Origin of the sequence: Xanthomonas campestris pv. asclepiadis, assembly GCF_020784175.1 — a bacterium.
GTDB classification, from domain to species: domain Bacteria; phylum Pseudomonadota; class Gammaproteobacteria; order Xanthomonadales; family Xanthomonadaceae; genus Xanthomonas; species Xanthomonas campestris_D.
Genome location: NZ_JAJGQM010000012.1, coordinates 68,405 through 83,245, shown reverse-complemented (window position 1 = coordinate 83,245; position 14,841 = coordinate 68,405). Strand labels below are relative to the sequence as shown.

The 14,841-nt window shown below is 67.7% G+C and carries 13 protein-coding genes, 1 tRNA gene and 1 other RNA gene; 7 read left to right on the top strand and 8 right to left on the bottom strand.

Annotation, left to right across the window (positions count from 1 at the left end; all coding sequences use genetic code 11):
- Window positions 1-150: 150 nt before the first annotated feature.
- The 3 genes from LL972_RS08155 to LL972_RS08145 all read left to right on the top strand — a co-directional run bounded on the left by LL972_RS08155 (window position 151) and on the right by LL972_RS08145 (window position 2,212).
- Window positions 151-1,110, top strand: a complete 960-nt coding sequence (locus LL972_RS08155) for a pyridoxal-phosphate dependent enzyme (protein WP_228327155.1) — start codon at window positions 151-153, stop codon at window positions 1,108-1,110.
- Window positions 1,095-1,712, top strand: coding sequence for a YdcF family protein (locus tag LL972_RS08150; protein ID WP_228327182.1), 618 nt, complete (start codon window positions 1,095-1,097; stop codon window positions 1,710-1,712). The genes LL972_RS08155 and LL972_RS08150 overlap by 16 nt, the downstream gene beginning before the upstream one ends.
- A gap of 80 nt (window positions 1,713-1,792) precedes the next feature.
- Complete coding sequence (locus LL972_RS08145) at window positions 1,793-2,212, top strand: nuclear transport factor 2 family protein (protein ID WP_228327154.1); 420 nt, start codon at window positions 1,793-1,795, stop codon at window positions 2,210-2,212.
- 206 nt (window positions 2,213-2,418) lie between these two features.
- Here the strand turns inward: LL972_RS08145 and lpxO are convergent, their stop codons facing one another.
- A complete protein-coding gene (gene lpxO / locus LL972_RS08140; protein WP_104598001.1) occupies window positions 2,419-3,324 on the bottom strand; it encodes a lipid A hydroxylase LpxO in 906 nt (301 codons plus the stop codon).
- Window positions 3,325-3,424: 100 nt separating this feature from the next.
- Between lpxO and LL972_RS08135 the strand changes: the two genes are divergently transcribed.
- Window positions 3,425-3,500: non-coding RNA, sX9 sRNA (locus LL972_RS08135), on the top strand.
- Between the two features lie 169 nt (window positions 3,501-3,669).
- On the opposite strand, the gene bioC is transcribed toward LL972_RS08135, so the two are convergent.
- From bioC to bioB, 5 genes are all read right to left on the bottom strand, one after another.
- A complete protein-coding gene (gene bioC, locus LL972_RS08130) occupies window positions 3,670-4,554 on the bottom strand; it encodes a malonyl-ACP O-methyltransferase BioC (protein ID WP_228327153.1) in 885 nt (294 codons plus the stop codon).
- Between the two features lie 266 nt (window positions 4,555-4,820).
- The gene (locus LL972_RS08125; RefSeq protein ID WP_228327152.1) at window positions 4,821-5,603 is read right to left on the bottom strand and encodes an SDR family oxidoreductase; all 783 of its coding nucleotides are present in this window, start codon (window positions 5,601-5,603) and stop codon (window positions 4,821-4,823) included.
- A gap of 43 nt (window positions 5,604-5,646) precedes the next feature.
- Window positions 5,647-6,408 carry a pimeloyl-ACP methyl ester esterase BioH gene (gene bioH / locus LL972_RS08120; RefSeq protein ID WP_228327151.1) on the bottom strand — a complete coding sequence of 254 codons (762 nt, stop codon included), beginning with the start codon at window positions 6,406-6,408 and terminating at the stop codon, window positions 5,647-5,649.
- A 295-nt stretch (window positions 6,409-6,703) separates the two neighbouring features.
- Complete coding sequence (bioF, locus tag LL972_RS08115) at window positions 6,704-7,909, bottom strand: 8-amino-7-oxononanoate synthase (RefSeq protein WP_228327150.1); 1,206 nt, start codon at window positions 7,907-7,909, stop codon at window positions 6,704-6,706.
- A gap of 97 nt (window positions 7,910-8,006) precedes the next feature.
- Window positions 8,007-9,041 (bottom strand): biotin synthase BioB, encoded by a 1,035-nt coding sequence (gene bioB / locus LL972_RS08110; protein WP_228327149.1) that lies wholly within the window; start codon window positions 9,039-9,041, stop codon window positions 8,007-8,009.
- 49 nt (window positions 9,042-9,090) lie between these two features.
- Between bioB and LL972_RS08105 the strand changes: the two genes are divergently transcribed.
- Window positions 9,091-9,816, top strand: coding sequence for a ComF family protein (locus LL972_RS08105; protein WP_228327148.1), 726 nt, complete (start codon window positions 9,091-9,093; stop codon window positions 9,814-9,816).
- 114 nt (window positions 9,817-9,930) lie between these two features.
- Here the strand turns inward: LL972_RS08105 and ubiA are convergent, their stop codons facing one another.
- Window positions 9,931-10,836, bottom strand: a complete 906-nt coding sequence (ubiA, locus tag LL972_RS08100) for a 4-hydroxybenzoate octaprenyltransferase (RefSeq protein WP_228327147.1) — start codon at window positions 10,834-10,836, stop codon at window positions 9,931-9,933.
- A 228-nt stretch (window positions 10,837-11,064) separates the two neighbouring features.
- Between ubiA and LL972_RS08095 the strand changes: the two genes are divergently transcribed.
- Window positions 11,065-11,141: transfer RNA gene (locus tag LL972_RS08095), tRNA-Arg, on the top strand.
- 164 nt (window positions 11,142-11,305) lie between these two features.
- Here LL972_RS08095 and LL972_RS08090 read toward each other — a convergent pair.
- Window positions 11,306-11,647, bottom strand: a complete 342-nt coding sequence (locus tag LL972_RS08090; RefSeq protein WP_104534447.1) for an HPF/RaiA family ribosome-associated protein — start codon at window positions 11,645-11,647, stop codon at window positions 11,306-11,308.
- Between the two features lie 352 nt (window positions 11,648-11,999).
- On the opposite strand from LL972_RS08090, the gene LL972_RS08085 reads away from it, so the two are divergent.
- Window positions 12,000-14,423 carry a DUF3772 domain-containing protein gene (locus LL972_RS08085; protein ID WP_228327181.1) on the top strand — a complete coding sequence of 808 codons (2,424 nt, stop codon included), beginning with the start codon at window positions 12,000-12,002 and terminating at the stop codon, window positions 14,421-14,423.
- The last annotated feature ends 418 nt before the right edge of the window (window positions 14,424-14,841 follow it).

Below are 14,841 nucleotides of genomic sequence, written 5' to 3'. Positions count from 1 at the left end.
GCCCTCCTGCAACCATGGTGCCACTTTCGAGCCGATGCATTGAATCGGTCCTTAACTGTGCCGCAATGTGGCGCTTCTTCATCGATCCAGCATGCGCGGGCAATGTGCCTGCAGCCGTGAAGGCGGGGACGATACGTTAATCTTGCAGGCATGATCGAGACGGTCCCTCTTGCCCATTCCGACGTCCTGCAAGCCGCTGCGCGCATCGCGCCGCAGTGCGCGCCGACTCCGCTGCTGACCTCGCACAGCCTGGACGCCCTCTGCGGTGCGCAGCTGTTCTTCAAGGCCGAACACCTGCAGCGCAGCGGCGCATTCAAGTTCCGTGGTGCCTGCAATGCGGTGTGGTCGTTGTCGGCCGAGCTTGCCGCGCGCGGCGTGGTCACCCATTCGTCCGGTAATCACGGCGCCGCACTGGCGCTTGCCGCGCGCACGCGCGGGATCGGTTGCCACGTAGTGGTGCCCGAAGGCGCGGTGGCCGCCAAGCTGGCCAATATTTCCCGCCACGGCGCCACGCTGTGGCGCTGCGCGCCCACCATCGCCGCGCGCGAGCAGATGTGCGCCGAGGTCCAGGTGAGCAGCGGCGCGACGCTGGTGCATCCGTATACCGACCCGGCGGTGATCGCCGGGCAGGGCACCGCCGCGCTGGAGCTGCTGCTGCAGAGCGGCGGGCTGGACGTGCTGGTGGCACCGGTTGGCGGCGGCGGGCTGGCCGCCGGCACTGCGCTGGCGCTGCAAGCGGCCCCGGGCTGCGCGCTGGTGCTGGCCGAGCCGAGCGGGGCGGCCGACACCGCGCGCTCGCTGGCGGCTGGCGAGCGCCTGGTCGACTTCGTGCCCAACACGCTCTGCGACGGGCTGCGCGGTACCTTGGGGGCGCCGAATTTCGCGCTGTTGCGGACCGCCGGTGCGCAGGTGATCACCGTGGACGATGCGGCGGCGGTGCAGGCAATGCGGCTGATCTGGCAGATCCTCAAACAGGTCGTGGAGCCGTCCTCGGCGATTGCGCTGGCAGCGGTGCTGGCTGAACCGGCGCGCTTTGCCGGGCGGCGGGTCGGGCTGATCCTGTCCGGCGGCAATGTCGATCTGGACGCATTGCCCTGGGCCGCGGCGTGAGCAGGCGCTCGCGCGGGATCGGTCTGTGGGGCTGGTGCTGGCGCCTGTGCATGCTGGCGCTGATCTGGCTGGTGGGCGTGGCCGGCTGGATCGTCTGGGTCGGCGATCGCGACCAGGCCGCGCCGGCCGACGTGATCATCGTGCTGGGTGCGGCCGCCTACGATGCGCGCCCCTCGCCGGTGTTCGAAGAGCGCATCCGCCATGCGCTGGACCTGTACGCGCAGGGTTACGCGCCGCGGCTGCTGTTTACTGGTGGGTTCGGCAACGGCGCGCGCTTTGCCGAGTCGCAGGTGGCGCGGCGCTATGCGCTCCGCCACGGCGTCCCGCCGGAAGCGATCGTGATCGAGACGGTCTCGCGCACCACCCGGCAGAATCTGCAACAGGCGCGCGCGCTGATGGACCGGCACGGCATGCACCGGGCGATCATCGTCAGCGACCCCTTGCACATGGCGCGCGCGCTGCGGCTGAGCCAGGAGCTGGGGGTGGACGCGCTGGCCTCCTCCACGCCCAGCACGCGCTTTCGCAGCTTCCACACCAGCTGGCGCTTCCTGCTGCAGGAGGTCTATTACTTCCATCGCGATCTGGTGGTGCAGGGCGCCTGATGCCGGGTGTACTGCATGGCAGGCGTGTCGAAGCGCAGCACGCGCTCTATGATGCGGCTTTCCCAGCGGCAGGTGCGAGCATGAGCGAGCGCAATCGGCAACACGCCATCGGCCTGGTCCAGGCCTATTACGACGCATTCAACCGCGGCGATTGGGATGCCATGCTGGCGTTCCTGGCCGACGATGTCGCGCACGACCTCAATCAGGGCCCGCGCGAGATCGGCCGGGCGGCATTTGCCGCCTTCCTGCAACGCATGAACGACAGCTACCGCGAGCAGCTGCGCGATGTCGTGGTCACAGCCAACGAGGACGGCACGCGGGTGGGTGCCGAGTACGTGGTGCACGGGGTCTACCACACCACCGACGAGGGCCTGCCGGAGGCCAACGGGCAGACCTACGTGCTGCCGGGCGGTGCATTCTTCGCTGTGCACGACGGCAGGATCACCCGCGTCACCAACTACTACAACCTGCAGGAATGGATCGCGCAGGTGTCGCGCTGAGTGCATCGATCGGCGCTGCGTAGGAGCGCACCAGGGCGCGATGAGGCGCTACCGGCAATGCCTGGTCGCGCCCAGGTGCGCTCCTACGTGATTGGTGCGGTATTGCGGCCGGAGCTGTGCTTATGTAGGAGCGCGCTTGCGCGCGATGGGGCGTTACCGGCGATGCGGGTCGCGCCCGGGTGCGCTCCTACGTGGTTGGTCGCGTATTACAGCAACACGATCCCGACCACCACCAGGATGAAGATGCCCCACTTGAGCGTCTGGTACAGCGGGTTGTTGCGTTCCTTCAGCGCCTTGGCCTTCAGGCGCGCGGCATAGAAGTAGCGGAACACGCGGTTGATGCCACCGGTCTTGTCGCCTTCCTGATTGGGCGAGGCACCGGCCGAGAGCAGGCTGCGGCCGACGAAGCGGTTCACCGCCGCCGCCCAGCGCCAGCGCATCGGGCGCTCGATGTCGCAGAACAGGATGATGCGGTCCTGGTCGGTGTCGTTGCGCGCGTAGTGGATGTAGGTCTCGTCGAACATCGTCCATTCACCATCGCGCCAGCTGTGGCGCTGACCATCCACGTCGATGAAGCAGCGGTCGTCGTTGGGCGTGGCCAGCCCCAGGTGCAGGCGCATGGACCCGGCGAACGGGTCGCGGTGCGGGCGCAGTTCACTGCCCGGTGGCAGTTCGGCGAACATCGCGGCCTTGACCGTGGGGATGGACTTCAGCAACGCGGTGGTCTGCGGGCACAGTTCGGACGCCGACGGGTGCGCGGTGCCGTACCACTTGAGATAGAAGCGCTTCCAGCCGCGGCGGAAAAACGAGTTGAAGCCGATGTCGGTGTAGCCGTCGGCGGCGCGGATCTTCTGCATCTGCTGCAGCGCCACCGCTTCATCGCGGATCAGCGACCAGTTGGCGCGCAGCGGCGCCAGTTCCGGGAATTCCTTGCCGGGATCGATGAACGGTGTGGTCGGCACCCGCGAACACAGATACATCAGTGTGTTGATCGGCGCCATGAAGGTGGAATGGTCCAGCAGCTGCCGGCTGAGCCGGTGCCGCACGCGACCGCGGTAATGGATGTACAGCGCCGATGCGATGAACAGCGCGATGATGAGCCACTTCAACATTGGGAAGGCCGATTGGGGGACGGGGGCCGCAAACCTAAGAGCGGCTATCAAAACGACAGTGCAGCGGCCGGGCGGGGCGCTGCCGGTGCTCGGAACCGGCATGTACCACGCGTACATGGCGGTTCCTGCGCGCCGTCTGCAGCCACCTGACGACGGCTTGCGACGTTTTGCTAGCCACTCTGGTTGAGGCGTCGAAAAGGCAAGCCGTACCAGGAACATGCGGCCGTTGACTGCTGAATTCTACCGGGTGTCGCGACCGAGCCTGACAGGTCCGCATTGGTGTCGTCGCAAAACTGTGTGTCTCGCCGGCAACGGCTGCGTTGCTGCCGGCGATCTGCACCGCCGCTAATCGATGCGGCGGCGGATCGGGATCGAGGCCACCGGGACGCTGGCGACATCGTGTCCCTGCTCGCGGATGGGCGCGCCCGGCGCCGGTGCCCAGGCATGGGCGTAGATCACTTCCCAGGAGCTGGGCAAGGTGCCGTCCGGCCGCCGCAAGGGCTCGTAGGCGGCGCTGGCGGCGGCAAAGCGGCCGCGTCCGGTCAGGGTGGCGCGGCGATTGCTGAGCGCGTTGGTGGCGCCCATCGCGCGCAGCTCGCGCATCAGCGCGGGCAGGTCGCTGTAGGTCAGGGTGAACAGGTCGCGGTCCAGCACCGGGTCGCGGAAGCCGGACATCAGCAAGGCATCGCCGAACTGGGCGATCGGCGGGAAGCGGCTGACATGCGGGGCCGGGTCGGCCTGGGCGAAGGCCTCGCGCAATTCGATCAGCGTCTCCGGGCCGAAGGTGGAGCACAGCAACAAGCCGCCCGGGCGCAGCGCGCGGCGGAAGCCGGCGAACACTGCCGGCAGGTCTTCCATCCATTGCAGGCACAGGTTGCTGAAGATCACATCCACGCTGCCGTCGGCCACCGGCAAGGCGCGCGCATCGGCGCAGACCTGCGCGAACGGCTTCCACCAGCCCGCCGCCTTGCGCGCCTGGCGCAGCATCGGCATGGCCTGGTCCAGCGCGATCACCTGCGCCTTGGGCCAGCGCTTCTTGATCGCGCCGCTGGCATGGCCGGGGCCGGCGCCGACATCCAGCACCACCTTGGGCACCTGGTCGCCCAAATAGTCGAGCGATTCGAGCAGGCGCGCTTCGGCTTCGCGCTGCAGCGCGGCGGCGGCGGCATAGCTGCTGGCGGCACGCGCAAAGGCGCGCCGGACGTGGCGGGGGTCGAAAGTACTGTTCATGAGCGGCGCTATTGTCGCTTGTGGCCGGGGCGGAGGGAATCGATGCGTGGGGCGGACCGGCAATCGGCTGGGGAGTTCTGCAAGCGGTCGGTCAGCCAGCGGCTGCGTGGCGACCGCAACGGACCGGCAATATGGGTCGACGAGCGCGTTGTGGCCGGAAACAACCGGAACGTCCGCCGCAGTTGCCACAACCATCGGCCCGCAACGTCCGCCCAGAGCGCGTCCGCCACCGCATTGGTCACACCCATCGGCGTGGCCGACGCGTCCTAGAACGTGCCGGGATAGCTGCCGCCGTCGATCAGCAGGTTCTGCCCGGTGATGTAGCCGGCCTGCGCGCTGCACAGGAACGCGCAGGCCGCGCCGAATTCGTCCGGCTCGCCGAAGCGCTTGGCCGGAATGCCCGCACGCTTGCGCTCGGCGACCTCTTCGGCGCCGAGGCCTTGCTGTCGGGCGATCGCCGCGAAGTTACCGCGCAGGCGGTCGGTGGCAAACTGGCCGGGCAGCAGATTGTTGATGGTGACGTTGTCGGCCACCGTGCTGCGCGCCAGCCCGGCGACGAAGCCGGTAAGGCCGGCGCGCGCGCCATTGGACAGGCCCAGGATGTCGATCGGCGCCTTCACCGCACTGGAGGTGATGTTGACGATGCGGCCGAAGCGCCGTGCGCGCATCGCATCGACGCTGGCGCGGATCAACTCGATCGGCGCCAGCATGTTGGCATCCAGTGCGCGCAGCCAGTCGTCGCGTTCCCACTGGCGAAAATCGCCGGGCGGCGGGCCACCGGCGTTGTTGATGAGGATATCCAGCTGCGGGCAGGCGGCGAGCGCATCGCTGCGTCCTTGCGGGGTGGCGATATCGGCCACCACGCTGCGCACTTCGCCAGCGCCCGGCAGTGCGCGCAACGCCTCGGCGGACTGCTCCAGGGCATCGCGGCCGCGCGCGACGATCACCACGTTGACGCCTTCGCTGGCCAGCGCGCGTGCGCAGCCCAATCCCAGGCCCTTGCTGGCGGCGCACACCAATGCCCAGCGCCCGGCGATTCCCAGATCCATGCGTGTGTCCTCGATCAGCGATGGCGCATGATCGACGATCGGTTCACGGCACGGACGCAACGAAGCGTTGCAGCGCCTCGGCGACCTGATCGGCGTGGCCAAGAAACGGTGCGTGCCCGCCACCGGCAATGGTCAATGCCTGCGCGTGCGGAGCCAGCGCCGCAGCGGCCTGCATGCCGGCGGCCGGCACCAGCCGGTCGCGCTGGCCGGCAATCCACAGGCTGGGGCGTGCGAGCTGCGGCAGCGCGCGGCGCAGGTCGCTGCGTTCCAGCAGGCCAAGACCTTGCTGCAACGCCGCGGCGGCCGGTTCGCCGCGCGCCACCAGCGTCTCGCGCAGGCTGCGCAACTCGGCGCGGGCATGCGCCGAACCCAGCGTGTCCAGCGCCAGAAAGCGTTCCAGCGTGCCGCGATAATCGCGCGCCAGGTCCTGGCCGAATTGCACGAATACCTCGCGCTCGACCGCGTCGGGCCACTCGTTGCCGCGCACGAAGCGCGGCGTGGCGGCGATCATCGCCAGCCCGCGTACCTTCGGTTGGGTGGCGGCGGCATGCAGTGCGAACAGCCCGCCCAGCGACCAGCCGACCCACACCGCCGGCGGGGTGGCGGCGGCGATGCCGGCGACCACGTCCGGCAGCGCCAGCGGCGTGCTGTCGTCGCGGCTGAAACCGTGCCCGGGCAGATCCACCAGATGCAGTTGATGGTGCGCGGCCAGACGTTCCACCAACGGCGCGAACACGCCGCCGTGCAATGCCCAACCGTGCAGAAGAACCAGCGCAGGCCCGTGGCCGATGACATCGATATGCATGCGGGCATTGTCGCCGATCGGCACGGATCGGCGCGCGCAGATCCATGCGGAAGGGACGGTGAGTCTTGGGTCAGTGCATGGTGCTTGCGTGTGGCGCGTTGACCCTGGGATTCGAGTCAGTTCGCTTGCATGCGCGTATGACCATGACCGCAGTAGTGCCAACGCCGGTGATCCATCAGGTGTCAGCTGGGTGTGGATTGCGCGCGCAGCGCTGCAGTTTCAGTCGAGCGATCCGTGCCACCCCGAGCACCGGCAGCGCTGCCCGGCTGCTAGGCAATCGTCTTGATCGCCGCTCTCAGGCCGAGGCGCGCAGCGGCTGCCGACTGACCACATCGCGCGCCTGCACGATGGCCTCGATCAAGGCCTGCACCTGCTGCGGCGTATGCAGGGCGGACAGGGTCACACGCAGACGCGCCTTGCCTTCGGGCACGGTGGGCGGGCGAATCGCGCCGACCAGGAAGCCGGCCTGTTCCAGCACGGCGGACATCGCCATCACCGTCGCTTCTTCGCCGCACAGCAAGGGCTGGATCGGCGTATCCGAGGCCATCAGCTCGAAGCCATGGCGGCGTGCGCCATCGCGGAAACTGCCGATCGACTCGACCAGCCTGGCACGCCGCCAATCATCGCGACGCGCCAGGCGCACCGCCGCCAGGGTTGCAGCGACCTGCGCCGGCGGCAACGCGGTGGTGTAGATGTAGGGGCGCGCGGTTTCGGCCAGATGGCGTACCAGCGCTTCATCGCCTACAACGACCGCGCCATAGCCACCGAGCGCCTTGCCCAGGGTCACCAGTTGCAGCGGCACCTCGGCCACGCCTAGTCCGGCATCGGCCACGCAGCCGCGCCCCTGCGGGCCGAGCACGCCCACGCCGTGTGCGTCGTCGACATAGAACAGCGCCTGCTGCATGCGCGCCACCAGGCTCAACGCACGCAGCGGGGCGACATCGCCATCCATGCTGAAGACGCCATCGCTGGCCAGCATCGCCGCGCCCTCGGGCGCGCCCTTGAGCTGACGCATCGCGCCTTCCACATCCAGATGCGGATAGCGGCGCAGCCGGCAGCCGGCCAGGCGCGTGGCATCGAGCAGGCTGGCGTGGTTGAGCCGGTCCTGCACGCAGACATCGTCGTCTTCGCTGAGCAAGGCTTGCTGCACGGCCAGATTGGCGATGAAGCCGCTGCCGAACAGCAGGGCCGACGGATAGCCGAGCCACTGCGCGATCTCGCGCTCCAGCGTTTCGTGCGCGGTGTGGTGGCCGCAGATCAGGTGCGAGGCGGTGGCGCCGGCACCATCGCGCGCGGCGGCGTCCTGCAACGCAGCGACCACTTCGAACTGCTGCGACAGGCCCAGATAGTCGTTGGAGCAGAAACCGGTCAGCCAGCGGCCATCGACTTCCAGCCGCACGCCATCGCGACGGCCCACCAGCCGCCGCACCCGCACCCGTTCCTGGGCCACACGCAAGGTGCGCAGCGACGAAATCCGTTCGTGCAGATCGGGGCGAGCCATGGGGGCGTTCAGCGGCAGAAAGGTGCGCTAGCGTAGCCTGCCGCGCTCGGCGCGCCCAGCCGGCACCGACGATCGGTGCCTGGTGCTCGCTTCGCGGTCAGGCAGCGTGCTCGCAGGCCGTGCTGCGGGTGATCTCCGCATGCACGGTGCCGGGGTGGTCGTGGTCGGCGGCGTCGACGGTGATCTGCATCGGGCGCAGGCCCAGGCGCTGGAACAGGGCCTGGTCGCGTTCGGTGTCCGGGTTGCCGGTGGTCAGCAGTTTTTCGCCGTAGAAGATCGAGTTGGCACCGGCCAGGAAGCACAGCGCCTGCAGCTCGTCGCTCATTGCTTCGCGGCCGGCGGACAGGCGCACCATCGAATGCGGCATCGTGATGCGGGCCACGGCGATCATGCGCACGAATTCGAACGGATCCAGTTGCTGGGTGCCGTGCAACGGCGTGCCGGCAACCTGCACCAGCTGGTTGATCGGCACCGAGTCCGGATGCGCCGGTAGCGTGGCCAGTGCCAGCAGCAGGCCGATGCGGTGCTCGCGGGTTTCGCCCATGCCGACGATGCCGCCGCAGCAGGTCTTCAGGCCGACGTCGCGCACATGCTCCAGCGTGTTCAGGCGGTCCTGATACTGGCGGGTGTGGATGATCGAGTCGTAGTAATCCGGCGCGGTGTCCAGATTGTGGTTGTAGTAGTCCAGCCCGGCGTCCTTAAGCGCGCGCGCCTGGCCGGCGTCGAGCATGCCGAGCGTGGCGCAGGTCTCAAGACCCATCGCCTTGACCTCGCGGATCATCGCGGCAACCTTGGGGATGTCGCGCTCCTTGGGCGAGCGCCAGGCCGCGCCCATGCAGAAGCGCGAAGCGCCGGCGGCCTTGGCCTGCCGCGCCTTGGCGACCACCTCTTCGGTCTCCATCAGCTTCTGCGCGGTCACGCCGGTGTCGTAGCGCTGCGCCTGCGGGCAGTACGCGCAGTCTTCCGGGCAGCCGCCGGTCTTGACCGACAGCAGCGTGGAGACCTGCACTTCGGCCGGATCGAAATGGGCGCGATGCACGCTGGCGGCGCGGTGCAGCAGCTCCGGAAACGGCAGATCGAACAGCGCCTGCAGCTCTTTGCGATCCCAGTCATGGCGGACGACAACAGACATCGGGGTTTCCTGACAGTCAGCGGCTTGGAAGCCAGGCAGTCTGGTGAGCATGCGAGAGGCTGTCAACTTCGAGGAGGTGCGCTCGGTTTACAGGTGGCCACGACGGGTGTTGCGGCTGCTGCTGCCGAGTGTGTGCCTGGTATGCGCCGAGGCCGGCACTGCCGATTGCGATCTGTGCCCGTCGTGTCGCGCCGCATTGCCAGATCACGGGCAGGCCTGCCTGTGTTGCGCAACCCCGTTGTCCGCCTCCGATGGCGTGCTGCTGTGCGGGCAATGCCAGCAGCATCGGCCACCGCTGCAGCGCGTGCATGCGTGCTTCACCTATCGCTGGCCGGTGGATGGCTTGCTGCGGCGTTTCAAGTTTCACCAGGATCTGGCCGCCGGGCGCCTGCTCAGCGAGTTGATGGCCACAGGTTGTGCGGGCCTGCCGCGTCCGCAGGCGCTGGTGCCGGTGAGTCTGCATCGGCAGCGCTTGCGCCAGCGTGGTTACGACCAGGCCCTGGAGCTGGCCAGACCGCTTGGCCGCGCGCTGCGGTTGCCCTGCCTGCCATTGCTGCGCCGGGTTCGCGCGACCGCGCCGCAATCGGAGCTGGATGCGGCCGAGCGCCAGCGCAATCTGCGGCAGGCCTTCGTCACGCGTGGCACCTTGCCGGCGCATGTGGCCTTGGTGGATGACGTGATGACCACCGGTGCGACGCTGCACGCGGCGGCGCAGGCGTTGCGGCGCGCAGGGGTGCAGAGGGTGGATGCGTGGGTATGTGCGCGGGTGCCGTGAGGCCTGGTGGCTGTAGGTTGTGAGCTGCGCCATGGGGCTTTGCCCGTACCCTCACCCCAACCCCTCTCCCGCGCGGAGAGGGACTCAAGCCGAGGTGGTTTGCCTGTCTGCGCGTCAGCGCACTGCCAGGGCCGCGGCGATACCGACGAAGATCGCCAGGCCCACCCAGTTGTTGTGCAGGAAGGCGCGGAAGCAGGGGCCGCGTTCGCGGTGGCGGGCAAGGCGGAATTCGTAGGCCACCAGCAACGCGGCCACGCCCAGTCCTGTCCAATAGGCGATGCCGAGATCGGCACGCAGGCCGACCAGTGCCAGTGCCGCAAACATCGACGCATACAGCAGGCCCTGCGCGAGCAGGTCGAACCTGCCGAACAGGATGGCGGTGGACTTGCTGCCCATGTGGATGTCGTCCTCGCGGTCGACCATGGCGTACCAGGTGTCGTAGGCCGTCGCCCACAGGATGTTGGCCGCGTACAGCAGCCAGGCCAGCCATGGCACGCTGCCCTGCACCGCGGCGAAGGCCATCGGGATGCCCCAGCCGAAGGCCATGCCCAGATAGACCTGGGGCAGGTGGGTGTGGCGTTTGAGATAGGGGTAGCTGGCGGCCAGGAACACGCCCGGCACGCTCAACGCCACGGTCAGCCAGTTGAGCGTGAGCACCAGCGCGAACGCCACCAGCATCAGCACCACGAACACCCACAGCGCCTCGCGCCCGGACACCGCACCGGTGGCCAGCGGCCGCGACTTGGTGCGCTCCACATGCGGGTCCAGCCAGCGGTCGGCATAGTCGTTGATCACGCAGCCGGCCGAGCGGGTCAGCCAGACCCCGGCGGTGAATACGAACAGCGTCCACAGCGGCGGCAGGCCATCGGCGGCCAGCCACAATGCCCACCAGGTGGGCCACAGCAGTAACAGGCTGCCGATCGGACGATCGCCGCGGACCAGCTTCCAGTACTGCCCCAGTCGCTGCGGCCAGGTCAGCGCGGGCGCTGTCGGCAGCTGTTCAACACCATGCTTGCTCATGCTGCAAAGGGTAGCAGCGCGGCTCGGCTGCGGTCATGCGCTGGCCGGTGATCGCGCAGTGCATCGTCCAGGCTCCCAGGCGGCTGCCGACGTCGCGCCAGCCGGCTAGCATGGGGCGCTGGATCCGGTGAGCCCAGGTCGGCAACGCGGTGGTGCGCAGTCGTTCGGCAAGCCTGCGCTGCGGGGTGTCACGCGCGCGGCGGCGGTTCTGGCATAATGCCGGGCCAGGCGCTCGTAGCTCAGCCGGATAGAGTAGTGGCTTCCGAAGCCATTGGTCGGGGGTTCGAATCCCTCCGGGCGCACCAGATCAAAACCCATCGGCCCGCTGCAGTGACACTGCAGCGGGCCGATGGCGTTTCTGGATCAGGGTACGGATGGTGCCTTTAGCGTCGACGCGTTGTTGGCACTGCAACGCCAGCGATGCATCGCTTGGCAGGGCGCGCCGAGCGCGGCCCTGCCAAGGCTCGGATCAGAGCACTTCCGGCGGCGGTGCGGTGGCCTTGGCGTGCTGCTTGCCACGTGCATGTTCGATGGCGGTGCGCAGCTTGCGCGCGGCGCCGGTGACGGCCGAGGCGGTGGTTTCGGCGCTATTGGTGGCCGCGATCGGCGGCAGGCCGGCGACGTGCGCCTCAATGCTGCAGGTTCGATCCGCCGCGCCGCCGCGTTGGCCGTTTTCATCGCGCAAATGCACGTCGACGCGGGTGATGTCGTTGGCGAAATGCGCCAGCTGGGCGGAGCAGGTCTTCTCGACATGCTGCACGACTGATGGGTCATGCGGCACGTGCTTGTCGGTCTGGATCTGAATCTGCATAGAGTGTCTCCTTCGCGGTCATCCGCTGCGTCTGCCGTAGCGGTGACTCGATTCTGCGACAGCGCACCGTTGCCGCAAGGTGACAAGCTGCACCGCGTTCATGCGCAGGTCGGGATGGCCGGCAGGCGCATCCACTACGGCGCCTGGCGTTGTAGAGGTGATCGCGCAAGAGCTGCCAATCGCGCACTGCCAGCGGTCGCTGGCGAGCTCTGCCGGGCTGAACCCTCACCGCAGCGGCAATCGGCTTGGCCGGGAGCAGTGGATTAAGATGCCGGCACCGCGCTGGTGTGCGCCTGTCCGATGTCTGCCTGTGTCTGAATTCCGAGTTGCCCTGGGTGCCCATCACGGCGTGCTGCGACGTGTGCTGCTGCTGGTCGCGTTGTGGATGGTGTGCGTGGGCGCCGCCGTGGCGCAGGACGACGATACGCTGCTGGAGAACGCGCAGACGCAGCTCGACAGCATGCAGAAGGTGCTGACCCAGGCCGATGCGGGCATGGAGAAGGCCGATACCGAGCAACTGGGCAAGCTGACCGAGGACGTCACCGGCGCGCAGCGGCAGGCGCAGGATCTGGTGCGCACGCTGGAGCAACCGCTCAAGGAGCTCAACGGGCGATTGGGGGGACTCGGTGTCGCGGCGCCGAACGAACCGACCGACCTGGCAAAACAGCGCAGGGCGCTGACCAAGGAGCGCGATCAGCTCAATGCCGAGTTCATCCGGGCCACCCTGCTGGTCTCCAACGCCAAGGACCTGGCCGACCGGCTCGAACGCGAGCGCGTGCAACGCTTCAGCGTGAAGCTTTCCACGCGGGTGGCCTCGCCGTTGTCGCCGACGTTGTGGCATCAGATCGGGCAGCAATGGCCCGACGATCGCGCCCGCCTGCAGGCCTTGTCCGACAAGACGGTGCAGATGGTGCAGGCAGGTGTCGCAGCCAACGGCGTGGGCGGGCTGATCACCGCTGCCGTCATCGCGTTGCTGCTGGCACTGCCGCTACGCATCTTCCTGCGCCACCTGGGGCGCCGCTATGCGGCCTCGCGTGCACCCGGCGGACGCCTGCGGCGCTCGGGGCTGGCACTGTGGTTTCTGCTGGTCGGCACGCTGAGCCTTGGGATTGCGGCGTTCGTGCTGGTCGAAGGCATCCGCGCGCTCGGCGAGCTGCCCGACGATCTGGACCAGCTGCTGACCGGGTTTGTCGCCATCAGCGTGGTGGCTGCCTTCGTCGGTTCGCTCAGTGCCAGCCTGTTGATGAAACACCAGCCCAGCTGGCGCCTGTTCCCGCTGGACGACGCCACCGTCGATCGCCTGCGTGTGCATTGCCTGGCCACCGCGGCAGTGATCTGGTTCAGCGGCATGGCGATGAAGATCAACGAGGTGGCCGGCAGCAGTCCGGCGCTGACCACCGCCACCGATGCGGTGGCGGCGTTGCTGTACGCGGGGCTGATCCTGTCGGCGTTGGCCGGGCTGAGTCTGTCCTTGCGCGCGCATGCGGCAAATGCCGGTGTGGCCGATCCTGACAGCGATGCGCCGCCGCCGGTGGTCTCGCGCGGTGGCGGCTTCATCGTGCTGATCCGCCTGCTGGGCCATCTGGCGGTGATCTTCGCGCTGATCGCGGCCTTGTTCGGCTATCTCAATCTGGCGTTGTTCGTGGAGCGGCAGATCATCTGGATCACCCTGGTGTGCAGCCTGCTCGGCCTGCTGGTGGTCTTTGCCGACGATCTGATGACCTGGTTGTTCAAGCCCGACGGCCGCTTCAGCCGGGCGTTGTCGCATGCGCTCAGCATCGGCAGCGGGCGCTTGGTGCAGCTCGGGTTGCTGATATCGGCGGCGACCCGGGTGTTGCTGGTGTTGCTGGGCATCGCGGTGCTGCTGACGCCGTATGGCGCCAATATCAGCGTGGTGACCGACTGGGCGGAGAGCATCGCCCACGGCATCACCATCGGCAAGGAGCTGGTGATCACCCCGGGCGACGTGTTCAGGGCGCTGTGCGTGTTCCTGCTCGGCATGGGACTGGTGCACGTGGTGCAGCAATGGTTGCTCAACACCTATCTGCCCAAGACCGAGCTCGATGACGGCGCGCGTAACTCCATCAGCACGGTGGCGCGTTATCTGGGCTGGCTGATCGTGGTGGTGTGGGGCCTGACCGCACTGGGTCTGGATCTGAAGCGGCTTGCGCTGGTGTTGAGCGCGTTGTCGGTGGGCATCGGCTTCGGTCTGCAGGCGATCACGCAGAACTTCGTGTCGGGTCTGATCCTGCTGGCCGAGCGGCCGGTGAAGATCGGCGATTGGGTGCGCATCGGCGATCAGGAAGGCGATGTGCGCAAAATCAGCGTGCGTGCGACCGAGATCCAGGTCGGCGACCGCTCCACCCTGATCGTGCCCAATTCGGAATTGATCACCAAGAGCGTGCGCAACATGACGCTGTCCAACCCGATGGGCCGGGTGCAGCTGCAGTTCTCGGTGCCGCTGGAAACCGACGTGGCAAAGGTGCGCAACATGCTGCTGGACCTATTCGCCGAACACACCAAGGTGCTGGCCGATCCGGCACCCTCGGTATTCATCGATTCGCTGGCCGGCGGGCACGTCAACTTCAACTCGTTTGCCTACGTGCGCAGCCCGCGCGATTCGTACGGGGTGCGCAGCGAGCTGTTCTTCGCGCTGCTGGAGCGGATGGAAACGGCGGGAATTGCGCTGCAATCGCCGCAGGAAATCCGCTTCAGCCGTGCAGGTGCTGCGGTGGCGCGCGATGCAGGCGATGGCACGCCTGCATCGGAAGACTGAGCCTGCGAGTGCACGCAGTGTGCGGGGATGGGCCCCATAGCCACGCCGTAGATCAGCTGCTGTACGACTGATCTATCCGCACTGTCCAGCTGCTCCAAAATAACCGGGATGTCGAGGCTTCGCTTTGTTTGGATACAGTCAAACGATTAAGTCAAAAGCTTGGTTGTTTTCGAGTCGAGTCGAGGGTGCGGTGCCCTCACCGCTCGCGGGACACGCCGTGAATCCATCCCTGGAGGCTCGGTGGCGGCATTCATGCCGCCACACGGTCCCGCAATCGGTGAGGACACCGCACCAGAAAGTTGGTCGGCTGCTTTCTTAAAAGCTTGTTGGTTGCTCGGCTTGCATTGGAAAGCTGATAGGACACGCCCTTACCCGAACAGCGAGCGTCGTGCATTGCTTGCAACCGTGCAAAACGACA

What these genes read in the sequence shown, in the direction of transcription:
- LL972_RS08145 (WP_228327154.1), top strand. Translation starts at nt 1,793, where the DNA reads ATGAGCGAGCGCAATCGGCAACACGCCATCGGCCTGGTCCAGGCCTAT.
- bioC (WP_228327153.1), bottom strand. Translation starts at nt 4,554, where the DNA reads ATGAACAGTACTTTCGACCCCCGCCACGTCCGGCGCGCCTTTGCGCGT.
- bioB (WP_228327149.1), bottom strand. Translation starts at nt 9,041, where the DNA reads ATGTCTGTTGTCGTCCGCCATGACTGGGATCGCAAAGAGCTGCAGGCG.
- LL972_RS08155 (WP_228327155.1), top strand. Translation starts at nt 151, where the DNA reads ATGATCGAGACGGTCCCTCTTGCCCATTCCGACGTCCTGCAAGCCGCT.
- bioF (WP_228327150.1), bottom strand. Translation starts at nt 7,909, where the DNA reads ATGGCTCGCCCCGATCTGCACGAACGGATTTCGTCGCTGCGCACCTTG.
- LL972_RS08125 (WP_228327152.1), bottom strand. Translation starts at nt 5,603, where the DNA reads ATGGATCTGGGAATCGCCGGGCGCTGGGCATTGGTGTGCGCCGCCAGC.
- bioH (WP_228327151.1), bottom strand. Translation starts at nt 6,408, where the DNA reads ATGCATATCGATGTCATCGGCCACGGGCCTGCGCTGGTTCTTCTGCAC.
- LL972_RS08090 (WP_104534447.1), bottom strand. Translation starts at nt 11,647, where the DNA reads ATGCAGATTCAGATCCAGACCGACAAGCACGTGCCGCATGACCCATCA.
- lpxO (WP_104598001.1), bottom strand. Translation starts at nt 3,324, where the DNA reads ATGTTGAAGTGGCTCATCATCGCGCTGTTCATCGCATCGGCGCTGTAC.
- ubiA (WP_228327147.1), bottom strand. Translation starts at nt 10,836, where the DNA reads ATGAGCAAGCATGGTGTTGAACAGCTGCCGACAGCGCCCGCGCTGACC.
- LL972_RS08105 (WP_228327148.1), top strand. Translation starts at nt 9,091, where the DNA reads ATGCGAGAGGCTGTCAACTTCGAGGAGGTGCGCTCGGTTTACAGGTGG.